Raw genomic sequence first — 16691 nt, 5'->3', positions numbered from 1 at the left:
TATGTGGCTCGCGGACGTATCGATCCGACGCCCGGTCTTTGCAACGATGCTTATCGCATCGCTCGTTGTGCTGGGGCTCGTCTCATTTAATCGGCTTGGCGTTGACCTTTTTCCAGAAGTTGAATTTCCCTATGTTTCTGTGACCACCACATTGCCCGGTGCATCACCCGGTACGGTAGAAACCGAAGTCACCGACATCGTTGAAGAACAGCTCAATACAATCGCTGGGCTTCGTCAGATGCGCTCGATCAGCGCCGACGGTGTCAGCATCGTCAATCTCGAATTCGAGCTGGAGGAAGATGCCGATCTAAAGGCACAGGAAGTGCGCGACAAGATGTCGCGGCTGGGAGCCGATCTGCCCACAGATTCCGAGCCGTCCGTGATCGAGAAGGTCGATCCCGATGCCGCGCCAATCCTCTCGGTCCTTCTATCGGGTGAAATGCCTATCCGCGACCTAACCACTTTCGCGGACGAAGAGGTGAAAGAACGTTTGCAGCGCGTTGCCGGGGTAGGCTCGGTTGAGCTCATCGGAGGGCGCGAGCGTGAAATGCGTATCTGGCTCGATGCGCCTGCGATGCGCGCACGCGGGGTCACAGCGGATGACGTGCTTGGCGCAATCCAGCGCGAGAATGCCGAGCTGCCCGGAGGGCGCCTCGTCACGGAAGGACGCACGCGCCAATTCGGTATCCGGACCCTCGCCGAAGCGCAAAGCGCGGCAGAATTCGCGGCAATTCCGATCGCTTATCGGCCCAATGGACAGACCGTACGGATCGGCGACGTCGGACGGGTTGAGGACTCGATTGAAGACGAGACCAGCTATGCACAACTCGATGGTGAACCAGGCGTTGTCCTCGAAGTGCGTAAGCAGAGCGGCGAGAATACCGTTGCGGTAGCAGAGCAAATCCGTGCAGAGATCGAGACCCTTCGTGAGACGGCTCCCAAAGGCGTCAATTTCGTCATCGCGCGTGATACTTCGCGCTTCATCGAACAAGCCATCGGTGACGTGCTGTTCGACCTTTTCATTGCTGTGGTGCTCGTGGTCGCGGTGACCTTTCTTTTCCTTCTCAGCTGGCGCGCGACCATAATCGTGTTGCTGGCCATCCCCACCTCGATTATCGCAACTTTCGTAGCCTTTGCTGCATTCGACTTTACCATCAACATGGTCACTTTGTTGGCGCTTACGGTCGCCATCGGCCTGCTGGTGGATGACGCCATTGTCGTAGTCGAAGCGGTTCAAAACGATGTGGATGAAGGTGCAGAGGCAGCCGAAGCTGCCCATGCGGCTACCAAACGGGTGGCGTTGGCCGTGCTGGCAGGGACTTTTGCGACGCTGGCGGTGTTCGTGCCGATCGCCTTCATGGAAGGGATCGTGGGCCGTTTCTTCTTCCAGTATGGCTTGGCTATCGTATTCTCGGTCAGCGTTTCGATGCTGGTCGCCTTCACTCTCACGCCTGCTCTATCGGCACGGTTGCTGCGTCCCGAACATGCAGATAGTGGCAGGTTCGCACGTATTGAACAGTTTCATGTCGGGATGCGCAAACGCTATGAAAGGTTAGTGTCATGGGCGATCCGCCGCCATTACCTCGTGCTTGGCGGAGCGCTTGCTAGCGTGTTCTTGGGTGGTTTTTTCGCTGCGCTTGTCCCCAGCACATTCATGTCCACTACGGATCGGTCGGAATTTCTCGCGACGGTTAAGCTCCCGCTCGATACCGGGGTCGCTGCGGCGAGAGATGCTGCGCAACAGGTCGATACGGCCTTGCGCGAAAATCCGGAGGTCGAGCTTGTTTTCGTAAGCGCAGGCAGCGGGACCAATCCAAAGGTCAATGAACTCGATGTCTATGTCGGCTTGACGCACAAGCGCACCCGGGAGGCAACGCAAAACGACGTGATGACTTTCGCGCGCGAGGCGATGCTCCACAATGTTCCGACAGCTCGGGAAGTGTCGGTGGCGGAAGTTCCCTGGGTATCAGGCGCCGGGGTTGGGCAGACAGCGATTGAACTGATCATTACCGGGGCGGATACCGCCCAAATCAACGAATACGCGCAATTGATCGAAGGCGAATTGGCCGCGCGGTCCGATTTCGTCGACGTGCGTTCAACTTATGAGGGCGGCAGACCCGAGCTGCAAATTGTGCTCGACCGAGAGCGCGCAGCAGATATTGGTATCTCGGCGCGCAGCTTGGCCGCCGCTTCGCTTACGCTTGTCGGTGGGAGCGATGCCGGAACCTTCGAGGCGGATGGGCGCCGCTATGACGTTCGTGTTCGAATGGAGGAAAGCGGGCGGCAAGAATTGAGCGATATCGAGGCCATACCGCTCAGAACTGGGCAGGGCACGCTGGTCGATCTGGCCGCGATTGCCGATATAGATGTTGCGCTGAGCGCTGCTGAAATCCAACGTATTGATCGCTCCCGCCAGATTTCAGTGCTCGCAAATACGGCACCGGGTGTGCCGTTGAGCGTTGCGGTATCCGATGCGGAAGACCTACTGGCCGCCAGACCAGCGCCAGCAGATCTAACAACGCAAATGGAAGGCACTGCTCGCAGGCTCGCCGAAACCAGCGAGGCGATTATCTTTGCCTTCGCATTGGCGATCGTCGCGCTCTACATTGTCCTTGCGAGCCAGTTCAACAGCTTCGGGCAACCCATTATCATCATGCTAACAGCGCCATTATCCTTTTCCGGCGCCTATTTCGTGATGTGGGCGGCGGGACAGGAGATGAGCCTGTTCGCCCAGATCGGCATGATCGCGCTTATGGGGATAGTCATGAAAAACGGCATTCTGCTTGTCGATCTTGCCAACCAATACCGACAGGCGGGTAAAGACGCGGCCACGGCCATGCGCGATGCCGCGCCGGAACGCTTGCGACCTGTACTCATGACAGCATTGGCTGCCGTCTTCGGGCTGATGCCCGTTGCATTGGCCCAGTCAGATGCAGCCGAGTGGAGAAACGCAATGGGTTTCATCATTATCGGCGGTCTCACAACGTCAACGTTCCTCACGCTATTGGTGATACCCGCAGCTTATGCGGCAGCCTCTGACTTACGAAGCGTCGTGAACAGTTTTCGATCCTCGTTCGTGCGTCGACCATCCTAATACGGAGTGTTGGATTAGTAATTGCCAATTCTTGTCATGAGCGCGCGGTCGAACAGGTTCTGTCCGCTTTCAGGGCGAGCAGAATGTCCATCAAATGGCCGACATTAGGGCGCATTGCTGACTCACTCTCGGTCGATTGAATGCTGCTCGAAATTTGTTTCGCGTCTCATAGCATCCCAAAGCATCCGAAGTGGTCTGCATGCAAAGACGGAACGAGATTTGATCTCTTTTTGTTCTTTCCTACACCCTTGCGATTCGCATAGCCTTGCTCGCGTCACCCAAGCCTACGGTGGCGCTGAGTTGAATATCTGATCGCACGGTCCGCAACGGCAATTTGAGAACCAACCCAACGTCGCGAGGGGAGTGCGGCAACGGTGACAGAACCTTGAAGCAAAGGAATCTGTCATGTCGAATATCGAACTACTCACCTGCCATGAGGTCATGCGCCTCACCGGCATTCGCAGCCGAACGACGATCTGGAGGCGCATTCGCAAGGGTGCCTTTCCTCATCCGATAGACATTGGCGGTGGACGTATCCGCTGGCGGTCGACAGATATCGACGACTGGATCGAGGCCCTCCCTATGCGCCGCTATTGACCCCGCTAATGCGGGCAATGGTCCGCAGAAAGATACTCCCAAATGTCTATCCGATCATGGATTAAAACAGCCTTGTTAAAGCAGGGCTGGATCATCGCCCGCGTTCCCATTGATGACAAAGGGCGCACTGCCAGACTCGTCGAACTGCTTGTTGCAGACAATGCTGATGGGCGCTCCCGGCGACATACACTAAGGCCGTGGCTCTGGTATGAGCGTCCCGTTCTAGATCGGTTTGAGGGCCACGAGTGCGGCCTCACAGTCGAAGGCCCAATCTACCAAAGCAGAGCTGGAACCGGGTATCCGCTCGGCAGCCAGCTGCGCACGGAGTTCGGGTGGCTGGACCTCACGCCAGAAGAGACCAACACTCTCGCAGAAGAAATCCGATCATCGATCGACCAGGCACTACTTCGCTGGTTCACGCGCCCCGATATGGCGCATCGGCAGTTGCCTTCCCGCCAGTCTCGAGAGCGCTACTTCGACGATGATGTCGCCCGCAATCTGATCCTGTCTGCGACGCCTCCAACAGCACAGAAGGAGGATGTCTGCGATGGATAAAAACTTCACAAAGATGGAAATGAGAGAGGGCCGCGATGCTACGCATCGAGCCCGGAAAATGGATACACACCCCACGCACGGGTGCATTGAGGATTTCTGCGGGTTTGGTGAGATGCTGATAGCATCTCGCGACGTTTGCCTTTTGCAGACCCGTGCAATTGCGCCATTCTTCGCGATGGCGGATAGCATCTCAACCGGAGCGGACCGATGAGCGCGCGGGCGCAGACGGTGCGCCTCAATCCGTCGCAGCACAGGCTGCTTGCTGACTTTGCGAAGCGGCGCGGCCTGTCCCAATACGCCATGCTCGCAAGAGTGGTGGAAGCGGGTTTGCTTTCGCTGCTGCATGGCATGGACAAGGAGACTGATCTGGCCGAGCTGGCAGGCGAGATCGGTTCCATATCGGAACGCCTCGCAGAGACCGAGCGGGTGCTTGACCGGGCTCTGTTCACTTCCTGCGCAGCCTATGCTTATGCGCGCAATGCAGCGCTTGGTAAGAAGCAGTCTGATGAGGCCATTGCCGCCGAAGCGCGGGCCGCTTTTGAGCGCCAACGCTCCCTGGCGCTGGAGCCGAAGTCATGAGCTATGGGATCGATTTTGTCACCCGCGCCCATGCCCTTTGGCGGGTGCGCATGGCGCACTGGCAGCAGCGCTTTGGCTTCTTTGCCAAGCTCATTCTTGTCTCGTCTTTGGCCGGAGCGATCATCGTGCCTCAGCTACGTCTGATGCCCGAAGAGGTCACCGTTGCGGCCCAGTACATAGGGGCGAGCCTGCTCACCTTTTTGGGTGATCTTTCTGGCAAGGATATGATGATGAAGGTCTCGATGGACGGTCAAAGCTGGACTGTTTCGGCATCAGCGTTTGCCAGTGAGCCGCTGGTTGCCGCGACCTTTGAGAAGGCTATGAAACTGGTCATAGGCGGCGCGCTTGCGGGGCTCGGCATCGGGGTTCTGGCGTCCCACTTCATCAAGCGCACCATGGCGGAGCAAGGCAAAGATACGCTCGCCGACAGGGTCATAGGAGGAACCCATTTGGCTGATGAAACCGATGTTGCTGCGCAGACCACTCTGCTTAGTGGCAGAGATGCTCTTCGTATCGGTCCGGTCCCGGTCCCGCAGCGCATGGAGACCCGTCACTTTGCCTTTCTGGGGACGACCGGAAGCGGGAAGACGACTGTCCTTCGGCAAATGCTCGATGGGATCGAAGCTCGCGGTGAGGCGGCCCTTGTCTATGACACGAGCGGAGAGTTCATCGCGCATTATTACAACCCGGCACGCGGCGACATTATCCTCAATCCCTTCGATGCGCGCTGCACCTATTGGTCTCCTTTTGACGAGATTTCGCACCCCGCTGATGCAGACCGTATCGCGCGCCAATTGGTGGCAGAAACGGGCAGTGAGGATGATGATGTCTGGCTTGAGACGAGCCGTATTCTCGTCGCCAATATGATGCGCTCTTTATGGGCGGAAAAGAACTGCAGCCTTGAAGCATTGCTCGAAGCCCTACAGGTCAAAAGCAAAGAGCAGTTGAAGGAATGGCTGGGGCACACATCGTCAGCTCGTACCTTTGCTGATGACGCAGATCGGGCCACCGGCAGCGTGCTCTTTATGCTTGCTAAGGCTGCCAACCTTATCCAGTTCTTGAAGGTCAAGCAGGACGAGGGCGATCCCTTTTCTTTCCGCGAATTCATTGTAAATCTGGACAAATGCAAGGGCGCAAAGCCCTGGATATTTGTACCGCGCAAGGAAGACTACTTCGAGGCTTCCAAACCCCTTATGGCCTGCTGGCTCGAATGCGCCGCAAGCGCGGTGCTGGGGCTTTCACCATCTTCAGACAGGCGCATTTGGTTTGTACTCGATGAGCTGGCCGATCTTCCCCGCGTCGAGAACCTGGCCCGGCTCTTACCTGAAGGTCGCAAATTTGGCGCAGCGATCGTGCTCACCTTTCAGGCGCTCGGACAAATGCGCAATCGCTACGGCGAGAACATTGCCGAAGCCATGCTTGCTTGCTGCAACACCAAGCTCTTCTTGCAAACGGTGGATCAGGAAACTCGCAAATGGGCGAGCGAAACCATCGGCCAGTGCGAGATCGAAATGCGCGTTGCAACCGATACGCTTGCCATCAATAATCAGGGTCCGCGAACAACCATGGCAACGCAGCGCCAGTTTCGTGCAGCAGTGCTCGAAAGTGATCTGCGGCTTAGTCCTTACAAAGGCTATTTGCTGCTGCCAGACGGGCTTCCGGTGACCAAGGTCAGTCTCACTGCTGACCACATCACGCAGCGCGGCGAAGCGCGCCAGCCTGGCTACATCCCCGGTGATCCTGCGGACACGCTTTGGAGCAAGGTGAGTGAGATCGCGAAAGGCTCGCAGGTCGGCGAGGACGAAGCTGAAAGCGAGAATGGGCGCGCTAATCAGCAAGGGCCGGTATAATGGTCGCCACTGTCTCTGCCCTGTCAAGCGCGGCTCAGGCTGCAAGCTACTATGAGACCGACGACTACTATGCCGAAGGCGGTATGGCTCCCTCAGAGTGGTTTGGTGAGGCGGCGGAGAAGCTTGGCTTGCCGGGAGAGGTTGATCGCCAGAGATTTGGCGAACTGCTCCAAGGTCAGATCGCGGGCAAGCAGCTGGGCACTGTGCGTGAAGGCAAAGTCGAGCACCGTCCAGGCTGGGACATTACCTTTTCGGCTCCAAAGTCGGTTTCGATCATGGCCGAGGTTGCCGGAGACAAGCGGCTGATCAAAGCGCATGGGAAAGCGGTAAAGACGGCGCTCGCCCATGTTGAGAAACACATGGCGGCAACGCGGGTCAGGCAGAGCGGCGTGGTCGAGCGCGAGGCGACTGGCAATCTTGCGATCGCCACTTTCCGTCATGCGACGAGCCGGTCACAAGACCCCCAGCTCCATACCCACGGCGTGATCATCAACGCGACGCAGGACAAGGATGGCAACTGGCGCAGTCTTGAGCCGCGTGCCTTCTACCAGCTGCAAAAGGAGATCGGCGCGATCTACCGGCAGGAACTGGCGCATGGCGTTGCTGCGCTGGGATACAAGATCGAGGCAGGAAAGCATGTCCTGAGCCGTGTCGAAGGGGACTCGCTTTTCGAGATCGCAGGTATCCCAGAAAAGTCTATCGACGCGCTGAGCCAGCGCACCGCAGCGATCGACGCCCGGCTTGCCGAGCGCGGCTCGAGCCGCGCAGAGGCAAGCGCTGCCGAAAAGCAGATCGCTGCGCTTGATACGCGCGAGGCCAAGACCCATGCGAGATCATAGCACCTTGCGCGCTGACTGGCGGGCAACCGCTGATACCAATGGTTTCGACAGGGCGGCACGGGCAAAGCTGATCGGTGAAGCGAGAGAGCGGGCTCAAACCAGCGAAGCTACCGCCAGCCCGGAATTGCTGGCGCGGCAGGCAGTGGTCTGGGCCGCTGCCAAGCTGTCCGAGCGAGAAGCTGTGTTTTCAGCCAGCACGCTTGCACGCGAGGCTGGGGACTTCACCTTTGGCAAGGTCGGGCACGGTGTAATCAGCGCCGCGATTGTCGAGGCTGCTGAACGAGGCGGGCTCGTCCAACGCGCCTTCCTGGACCGGCGCGGGGCGGAGTTTGGCGGGTTCACGACGCCTCAGGCCATCGAGACAGAGCATACGATGTTGCGGCTCGCCGAAGCAGGGCGCGGCATGGCGCAATCGCTGAGCAGTCCGGTGGCGGCGGCACGAACAATCGAGCGCGCTGCACGCCAATCGGCGCGTTCTGGCTATGCCTGGACCGATGACCAGAAGCGGGCAACCGCAGATCTGCTAACCTCGCGGGATCGCATCACCGCTGTTCAAGGCTACGCCGGGACTGCCAAAACCACGACCGTGCTCGCGACATATGCCCGTGAGGCCAAGAAGCACAAACTGGAGGTAACGGCACTTGCGCCCACAGCATCGGCAGCCACCGTGCTGGGTGAAGCACTTGGCCTACGCGGCGACACGGTGGCAAGGCATTTGCTCGCCCCCGAAGCTAAGGAAACAGGTAAGAACGCTGTATGGATAGTCGATGAAGCCTCGATGCTATCGGCACACGACATGGCGAAGCTCTTGACCCGTGCCGATAAAGCGGAAGCCCGGCTCGTTCTGGTCGGCGACGTGAAGCAGTTGGGTTCCGTTGGCGCAGGTGCAGCCTTTGCCCAGTTGCAGCAAGCTGGCATGGCGACCGCGAAACTCGCAGAGGTCGTTAGGCAGACTAACACGCAAACCCGAGAAGCCGTTATGGCTTCAATTGAAGGCCATGCCGGTAAGGCTCTCGCGGCTCTGGAAAATGGCGGTGGGAAAGTCATTGAAGCCGCATCAGCAGATGAACGCCTTGGCATAATGGCCGAGCAGTATCTCGCCTTATCGCCAGAAGAACGTGCGCGAACGCTAATGATCGAGCCATCACGAGCAGGACGCGATAGCCTCACCGATTTGGTCCGCGCTCAGCTTGCCGAGCGCAGTGAACTATCGCCAGATGCCGTCCGCTTTGAAGCACTTCAGGCAAAAGGCTTTACCCGTGCCGAGGCCCGAGAGGCTGCAAGCTATGATGTTGGCGATGTCGTCCGGTTCAGCCGCGACTATACCGCCAAAGGTGTGCGCCGAGGTGAGAGCTTCACGATTGCCTCTGTCGATCGAGAGCAGGCGAGCGTTTCCTTGGAAGGCGGCGATGGACGCGCGATTGATTGGCGTCCCCGACAATGGGGCGCTGGCAAGGCCGAGGTCTTCGAGCGCAAGCCAATGGAATTGCGCACTGGAGATCAGGTGCAGTTCACGCGTAACGATCGCAAGGCTGGACGGGTCAATGGACTTGGCGGCACTATCACCCGCATCGATTCCGTTCGCGGCCTCGCAACGATGAAGCTCGCCAACGGGCGTGAGCAAAAACTCGATCTCTCCGATCCTCGCGACTCCCATCTGCGCCATGCCTATGTCCAGACGGCCCACGCTGCCCAAGGCCAGACTGCAAGCCGCGTCCTGATCCATGCCGACAGCCGTTCCACCAATTTGGTCGATCAGAAAATGCTCTATGTCGCGCTCTCGCGCGCCAAAACACAGGCAGTGATTGTCACAGACGATAAGGCGAAGCTCATCCGCGCGATCTACGAACGTGCAGGTGAGAAGCAGATGGCCATGGCACCGAGCACTCCTGAGGCCAGCAAATCCAAGGCCATGGGAGCTGGTTTGGGGTGATTAAAAGCCCCGGCGGCGGCAGGCCATGGCGTCCTTGGTCCTCTCGATGGAATGAACTGCTCCCTTTCGACAGGCCGAGCCTGATGGGATCAACAGCCTGCCCGCTCCATTAGGGCTGAAGCCCTCCCGTGTTGCCTGTTCCGCTTAACTGCTGACCCACCTGGCCAATTCGGCCCGTCCCTTTGTCCGCGTTCCCAACGATTGGACGAAGGATTTTCAACATGGCTCGCACCAATACTACCAGCATTTACGACACCATCACCAACCAGATCATCGAAGCTCTAGAACATGGCACTGAGAAATTCTCGCTCCCTTGGCATCGCAGCACTGCGCCGCTCTCACGACCGGTGAACGCTGTGAGCAAAAACGCTTATCGCGGCGTCAACGTCCTTGCCCTTTGGGCCAGCGCTGAGGCGCAAGACTTCGGCCATGGGCTCTGGGCGACCTATCGCCAGTGGCAGTCACTCGGAGCACAAGTCCGGAAAGGCGAGAAGGCCTCACCGATTGTGTTCTACAAGGTTCTGGACAAGCGCGAGGATGAAAAGACCAAGGAAGACGAGAGCCGTGGTCGCATCTTCGCGCGGGCCTCCCATGTATTCAATGTCAGCCAGGTCGAAGGATATGAGATCCCCGATACGCCGGAAGGGGAAGAGTTTGACCCCATCCCGCAAGCGCAGGCCTTTGTCGAAAGAACGGGTGCAAGTGTGCGCATCCAAGGCGAAAGCGCTCACTATACCCCTTCGACCGATATTATCACGATGCCCGACCGTGAGCGGTTCTTTGCCACCGCCAGCGGAAGCGCGGGCGAGAATTGGTACGCGACCTTGCTCCACGAACTTGTCCATTGGTCTGGCGCAGACCACCGGCTCGCACGCAAGTTTGGCAAGCGGTTTGGTGACGAGGCCTATGCCATGGAGGAACTGGTCGCCGAGCTTGGTTCGGCTTTTCTATGCGGCGATCTTGGCCTTTCCACGAGTCCACGTCCGGACCACGCCAGCTATCTCGCCAATTGGCTCAAGGTGCTCAAGGCCGACAACCGCGCGATCTTTACCGCCGCGAGTGCAGCTACAAAGGCAGCCGACTACTTACAATCGGCAAAGCAAAGCGGGAGTTGAGCCCATATTGCAATTGCCGCGTAGTCTGTCTTTTGACTACAAGGACTTGATGACTGCCTCCGAAGAACAAATCGAACAATTCATCGCCGATTGGCGCGAAACGGGCGGCAGCGAACTCGCCAACACCCAACTGTTTATCAATGGCCTGACTCAACTTCTCGGCGTCGATACGCCTCGCGGGGCAAAGGCTGACGACACGACCAATGATTATGTGTTCGAGCGGCGAGTGTTCCAAGACAATGGCGATGGAACCCAAAGCTTTGGCCGGATAGATTGCTACAAGCGCGATTGTTTCGTTCTTGAGGCCAAACAAGGCAGCGAAGCGGACCGCGTCGCCGTTGAAGGCGGTGATGAAGATCTCGATCTTTTCGGTCAAACGGCCAAGGCCCGCGTTGCGCGAGGCACAGCGCGTCGGGGTACGCCGTCTTGGGCAAAGGCGATGCAAGAGGCCAAGGGGCAGGCCGAACGCTACGCCAAAGCGCTGCCTACGGAGCATGGCTGGCCGCCTTTCCTGCTCGTCACGGACATCGGTTATTGCATAGAGGTCTACGCCGATTTCACCGGCACTGGCAAAGCCTATTCCCAATTCCCCGACCGCGCCGGTTATCGCATCATGTTGGAGGATTTGCGCAAGGAGGAAGTGCGCGAGCGCCTCGCCAGAATTTGGACCGATCCGCAAAGCCTCGACCCAGCGTCGCGTTCCGCAGTGGTCACGCGAGAGATTGCCGATCTCTTGGCAAACCTCTCTAAGCGTTTAGAGCGCACTCACGATGCTGAAACAGTTAGCGGATTTCTGATGCGCGTGCTGTTCACCATGTTCGCAGAAGACACCGAAGTCCTTCTGCCGAAAGACAGCTTCAAAAACCTCCTTGCAGCGCATCAAGGCAATCTCGGCAATCTGCCGATGTCGTTAACCGCCCTTTGGAAGGCCATGGATTCTGGCGAGTTTTCACCTGCGCTCGCATTGCAGGTGCGCAAGTTCAACGGATACCTCTTCAAGAATACCGAAGCATTGCCCCTGGATGCCGAAGAGCTTCAGGTTCTCATCGAAGCTGCAAACAAAGACTGGACTGAGGTTGAACCAGCGATTTTCGGCACTCTGCTCGAACGCGCACTCAACTCCAAAGAGCGGGCTAAACTTGGCGCGCATTACACGCCGCGCGCCTATGTTGAGCGGCTGATTGGCCCCACTATTATGGAGCCGCTGCGCGCTGACTGGAACGGGGTTCGCGCTGCTGCTTCCGAGCTTATCGGTTCAGAGAAAGCGGCGGAGGCAAAAGATCTGGTGGAGGGGTTCCACGCCAAGCTCGCCCAGACCCGCGTGCTGGACCCGGCATGCGGAACCGGCAACTTCCTTTATGTCGCCATGGCGCGGATGAAGGAACTGGAGGGCGAAGTGCTCGATCTGCTCGTCGAGCTGGGTGACGACCAATATGTGGCAGAGATCACTGGCCACACGATCACGCCGGAGAACTTCCTCGGGATCGAGATCAACCCGCGCGCCGCCGCCATCGCGCAGCTGGTGCTGTGGATCGGCTATCTCCAATGGCACTTCCGGGTAAACGGCAAAGACCGCGCGCCGCCAGAGCCGATCTTGAAGGACATTCGCACGATCGAGAATCGCGATGCGCTGATTGATTATGATGACCGTGTGCTCGAGAGGGATGAGGAGGGAAATGCGCTCACCATTTGGGATGGGGTGAGCTTTAAAGAGCATCTTGTCACGGGGAAGTTGGTCCCTGACGAAACGGGCCGCAAGGAACTCTATCGTTACATCAAGCCCCGCGCGACAACCTGGCCAAAGGCGAACTTCATTGTCGGGAATCCGCCGTTCATTGGTAATAAGCGTATGAGAGAAAGGCTGGGCGATGGATATACGGAAGCTGTCCGAGCGGCTTATCCAAAGATCAGTAAGTCAGTTGATTTCGTCATGTATTGGTGGGCGATTTCAGCCGCAGCGACTGTCAGAAGTGAAACGGTACGCTTCGGCTTTATAACGACCAACTCGATTACGCAGACATTCAATCGCTCGGTCATCGAAAAGGCTAAGTGCAAACTTCTCTTCGCGATTCCGGATCATCCTTGGGTGGACGGAGCGGATGGCGCGGATGTGCGCATAGCAATGACGACAGCGGGAAGCTCAGGCCAACCGATCTTTCAAGAAGTCATTGATGAAGGCCTGATTCCCAACGGGTATGGTGAGCGTTGGGTCAATATGGAATCGGCAAATGGCCTACGAATAAACTCTGACCTGAGTGTTGGTGCAAGCCTCGAAGATGCCGATGAATTGCGCGCCAACGAGCGGTTAGCTGTGCAAGGAATGAACCCGCTAGGACTTGGCTTTAGGTTGTCCGAAGCGCAATTAGATGCGTACGGAATCAATCAAGATCAGCTTCCTACGCATCTCAAACCCTATTTGATTGGGCGCGACCTCGTGCAGAGACATGAAAAGAAGTGGGTCGTCGATTTTTACGGATTATCCGCCGCTAAGGCGTCTGAAACGGCTCCCCAGTTGTATCAGCACCTCGTGAACTTGGTCAAACCGGAGCGTGATCAAAACCGGCGCGCTACACGAAGGGACAATTGGTGGCTCTTTGGAGAAAATGCGCCTACTTTGCGTCGTGCTCTGACTGGGATCGATCGAGCAATTGCGACGTGTAGAACCGCAAAACATCGTATCTTTACATTTGTCTCTAGCGATACGATCTTGGATGCGAAGATCATAGGTATCGGTACGAGGGATGCTTACATTCTTGGCACGCTTAGCAGTCGAATACACCTTGTGTGGGCATTGCGTACTGGGGGTTGGCTCGGTGTTGGAAACGACTCAAACTACAATCATTCGGATTGTTTTGGTAAATTTCCCTTCCCCGCAGATGTACCCGAACCCTTGAAAAACAAAATCCGCACAGAAGCCGAAGCGCTCGATGCGCTGCGCAAGCGGGTGCTGGCTGAACATGAAGACCTGACCCTCACCAAGATATACAATGTGCTCGAAGCCTTGCGCGCTAATGACAGCAAGGGCCGCGCGCTGACCGATGATGAACGCGACATCCATGATCGCGGCCTTGTAACTTTGATCCGCCAGCATCACGATACAATCGACCGCCAAACCGCCGAAGCGTATGGTTGGCCCGCCGACCTTTCCGATGAAGAGATCCTCACCCGTCTGGTTTCGCTCAACAAAGAGCGTGCAGCTGAGGAAACCAAGGGACTGATCCGTTGGCTGCGCCCGGACTATCAGGCCCCCGATTATCAGGCACCTGTCTCGCAAACGCTTGACCTTGGCGAAACCTCCGCTCCCGTGCCCGATAATGTCGTGCCGTGGCCCAAAAAGCTGCCCGAACAAGTCAGCGCCGTCGCCGCTGTCCTTTCTTCATCAACAGTACCGCTTGCCCCGCAAGATGTCGCCCGCACATTCAAAGGCAAACGCGCCGCCAGCGTGCGCCCAATCCTCGACTCGCTTACTGCTATCGGCCAGGCAAGACGGCTTAAGGATGGGCGATACGCGGCGTAACGAAAGGCGGCGGCTGAGCGGCAAGCCCGTCCATGAGCGTCTTTTACGTTATTTGGTGTCGCCCCATAACTTGTAGTCAGCCCAGTCGTTTGGGAAGCCCATCATTTGTGGGTCGCCAAAGGGCATTTCACCAACCAGCCTTTGCAACCGTTCGCGCCATGTGTTGCCCAGTTCTGCGCGGTCCAGACAATGCTGGATCATCGCCAACGTGTTGTAGATTTTTTCGGCGCGGCACGGTTCAAAGCCGTTGCCAATTCCGGTGGTGATTTCTTCGGCAGTTTGAGTGAAACGTCGAGAGTTCGGTTCCACAACCGCCCGTGATGGGCGCAGATGTTCCGGACAATCGCCAACTGGTGGAGGAACGTCACGAAGATTACTTCGTCGAGATCAAAGGGATCCGCGACTTTTTGCCGGAGGCTCGGTTCCTTGAGCGCCGCATACCATTGCGACAACAGTCCGAACGATAGCAGTTCTGATGACATCCAAACTGGTGGCCTCGCCGGACCAGAATATTCGCGTTTGTAGTGACGGACAAACGTGTCTTTTGATCGGGCAACTTCCTTATCAAGTCGAGCGCAGTTGCGATTAAACTTGTTATGATCGGCATAGATTGCTTGTTCGAGGTAGGAGAAGCCATCTCCCAGCATCGCCATCTCGTATGCCCAAGCACCACGAGCCGCTACTTCAACCCGCTCGACTGTGTCGAGAACGAGCAGGCGCAATTTGCGATCGAATTCGTAGAGCTCGAGTACGGTCTGGAAGTTGGTGCCTGTCCGGAATCTCGGACCAGCTTGGCCCTTTGGATGCTCGAACGGAAGCCAGTAGGCGCTTAGCCTGTAGTAGCTGATGTGCTGCAAACAGTGTTCTGCAATGGCGTGATCGTCGATCACCATGCCATTTGCTTCAAGCTTCGCGATTTGATCGGCCAACGAAAGTGAGGGCTTGTTGTAGAGCGGCTTAGGCGGCATCAATCCGGCCTCCTGCCATACGGATTTTGGGCAAAAAATGACCCGCCTGGTGCGCATCGTTGAGAGGCGTGGCGGGTTCTGTTGGCTGATTGATATGCGCGAGAGGTGAAAAAGTCAATCAGAAGTTGACCTTTGGTCCAATGCAGCCGAGCATGGCTTTCTGCATTCGGGTGCGCTGGATCACATGCCGATCCCGATGCTCCAAATTCATTCAAATCGCAATATTCACTGCGCAGCGAATATCGCTCCAAGACCGTCAGCATCAGTTCGCGGCCACGATCTTGAGGTGCGGTCTGGGCTTGTCGAGGACCTCGACAGCTTCGCGTCGGTGCTCTGGAGCCAAGTGAGCATAGCGCAGCGTCATCGCGTAATCGCTGTGACCGAGCAGTTCGCGAATAGTGTTGAGGTCAACCCCGCCCATAGCAAGACGCGAGGCGAAGTGATGGCGCATGTCGTGCCAGCGAAAATCCAAGATCTTCGCGTCAGTGAGCAACTTCTTCCACGAGGAGTTGACGTTGTCGAAGCGCGCGCCGTCTTCGCTTTCAAACACACGGCTGTTGCCGAGGTCGCATTGCGAGCGCCAGGATTTAAGAGTCTCATAGGCCTCTGCGTTAAGTGGAATATGCCGTGTCTTGCGCGACTTTGCAGTCTCAGCCGACACGGTAACGATACGCCGATCGAAATTTACATGCGACCATTTGAGGTCGAACAGTTCACCGCGCCGCAAACCCGTATTGAGCGATAGAAGGACCATCGGCATTAGGTGATCGCTGAAAGGAAAGGCGCGTAGGCTGGGCAAAAGCTCTCTGCCGCGCTCGCGACGCCATTGATTGGCTGTGTCGCGCTCATTCCTCATTCTGTCTTCGCGATTCTTCAGTTGGGCGCGCAGGCGATATTCTTCGGCTTCGTCCAGGTATCGAACACGGACTTCCTTGTTCTCGCGCGCTTTCTTGACCTTGGCGATCGGGTTCACTGCAATCAGTTCCCATTCGACTGCGCGATTGAGCGCCGCCTTGATCGCTGTGATGTCGCGATTGATGGTGTTGGGCTTGACGCCGTCTTTCATGCGCTGGGCGCGCCAGCGTTCCATATCGAGTGGCGAGATGGTCGCCATAGGCATCTTGAGAAACTTCTTGAAAGCAACCTTTAGGCGCTTGAGATTGGCCTCGGCTGTCTTCTGGTGGACCCGAGCCCAATCGGCGTAGTGCTCATCGATGAACTCGCCGAAAGTTGAGACTTGCTTGCGCTTCTGGCGCTCGATGCGCGGATCGACACCGGCCCAATAGGGGCCAAGTGCGCTCTTTGAAGCCTCAACCGCTTCACCATATCCCATACTTGTGAGGCGGCCGAGCCGAATACGCTTGCCGCGTTCAAATTCGAGATACCAGGTCTTTACGCCCGATGGTTGGACTCGAAGCAGAAGCCCGCCGAATTTAGGGTCGCGCAATTCGTACGGCTTCGCCTTGGCCGCTGCCCTCAATGCCACGGAATTGTTAAGCGCTGCATGCATTGCGATCTTTCCTTCGATCACAAAGTAGCGAATCCGTAAGTGAAATGTAAGTGCAGGAGGTGTGAACGCAGTGCAACAAATGCGAACGATTTGCAACTCTAAGAAGTCAATTTAACCTATAAAAAATAGTTGTT

General features: G+C 57.2%; 11 protein-coding genes. 9 read left to right on the top strand and 2 right to left on the bottom strand.

Translation table 11 applies throughout. The features are described 5' to 3' along the window. Position 1: 1 nt before the first annotated feature. The 9 genes from AC0V6Z_RS04185 (at position 2) to AC0V6Z_RS04145 (ending at position 14079) form a co-directional block, all read left to right on the top strand. Complete coding sequence (locus AC0V6Z_RS04185; RefSeq protein WP_472640135.1) at positions 2 to 3094, top strand: efflux RND transporter permease subunit; 3093 nt, start codon at positions 2 to 4, stop codon at positions 3092 to 3094. Between the two features lie 405 nt (positions 3095 to 3499). Further along, the gene (locus AC0V6Z_RS04180) at positions 3500 to 3691 is read left to right on the top strand and encodes a helix-turn-helix transcriptional regulator (protein WP_472640134.1); all 192 of its coding nucleotides are present in this window, start codon (positions 3500 to 3502) and stop codon (positions 3689 to 3691) included. A 42-nt stretch (positions 3692 to 3733) separates the two neighbouring features. Next, the gene (locus tag AC0V6Z_RS04175) at positions 3734 to 4246 is read left to right on the top strand and encodes a hypothetical protein (RefSeq protein ID WP_472640133.1); all 513 of its coding nucleotides are present in this window, start codon (positions 3734 to 3736) and stop codon (positions 4244 to 4246) included. A gap of 207 nt (positions 4247 to 4453) precedes the next feature. Further along, entirely contained in the window at positions 4454 to 4825 is a 372-nt protein-coding gene (locus AC0V6Z_RS04170; RefSeq protein WP_472640132.1) for a hypothetical protein, read from the top strand. Further along, positions 4822 to 6675 carry a type IV secretion system DNA-binding domain-containing protein gene (locus AC0V6Z_RS04165; protein WP_472640131.1) on the top strand — a complete coding sequence of 618 codons (1854 nt, stop codon included), beginning with the start codon at positions 4822 to 4824 and terminating at the stop codon, positions 6673 to 6675. The genes AC0V6Z_RS04170 and AC0V6Z_RS04165 overlap by 4 nt, the downstream gene beginning before the upstream one ends. Further along, the gene (gene mobF / locus AC0V6Z_RS04160; protein WP_472640130.1) at positions 6675 to 7514 is read left to right on the top strand and encodes a MobF family relaxase; all 840 of its coding nucleotides are present in this window, start codon (positions 6675 to 6677) and stop codon (positions 7512 to 7514) included. Before AC0V6Z_RS04165 ends, mobF begins: the two co-directional genes overlap by 1 nt. Beyond that, positions 7501 to 9447, top strand: a complete 1947-nt coding sequence (locus AC0V6Z_RS04155) for an ATP-dependent DNA helicase (RefSeq protein WP_472640129.1) — start codon at positions 7501 to 7503, stop codon at positions 9445 to 9447. The genes mobF and AC0V6Z_RS04155 overlap by 14 nt, the downstream gene beginning before the upstream one ends. A gap of 221 nt (positions 9448 to 9668) precedes the next feature. Further along, positions 9669 to 10562, top strand: a complete 894-nt coding sequence (locus AC0V6Z_RS04150; RefSeq protein ID WP_472640128.1) for an ArdC family protein — start codon at positions 9669 to 9671, stop codon at positions 10560 to 10562. Between the two features lie 49 nt (positions 10563 to 10611). Continuing rightward, positions 10612 to 14079 carry a class I SAM-dependent DNA methyltransferase gene (locus AC0V6Z_RS04145; protein WP_472640127.1) on the top strand — a complete coding sequence of 1156 codons (3468 nt, stop codon included), beginning with the start codon at positions 10612 to 10614 and terminating at the stop codon, positions 14077 to 14079. Positions 14080 to 14276: 197 nt separating this feature from the next. On the opposite strand, the gene AC0V6Z_RS04140 is transcribed toward AC0V6Z_RS04145, so the two are convergent. Together AC0V6Z_RS04140 and AC0V6Z_RS04135 are read right to left on the bottom strand one after the other, a co-directional pair. Further along, entirely contained in the window at positions 14277 to 15047 is a 771-nt protein-coding gene (locus tag AC0V6Z_RS04140) for an Abi family protein (RefSeq protein WP_472640840.1), read from the bottom strand. A 262-nt stretch (positions 15048 to 15309) separates the two neighbouring features. Beyond that, positions 15310 to 16557, bottom strand: coding sequence for a phage integrase (locus tag AC0V6Z_RS04135; RefSeq protein WP_472640125.1), 1248 nt, complete (start codon positions 16555 to 16557; stop codon positions 15310 to 15312). Between the last annotated feature and the right edge of the window lie 134 nt (positions 16558 to 16691).

It is taken from the genome of Erythrobacter sp. SN6-5, from assembly GCF_057364945.1.
This window is presented reverse-complemented; position numbering and strand designations above follow the sequence as displayed.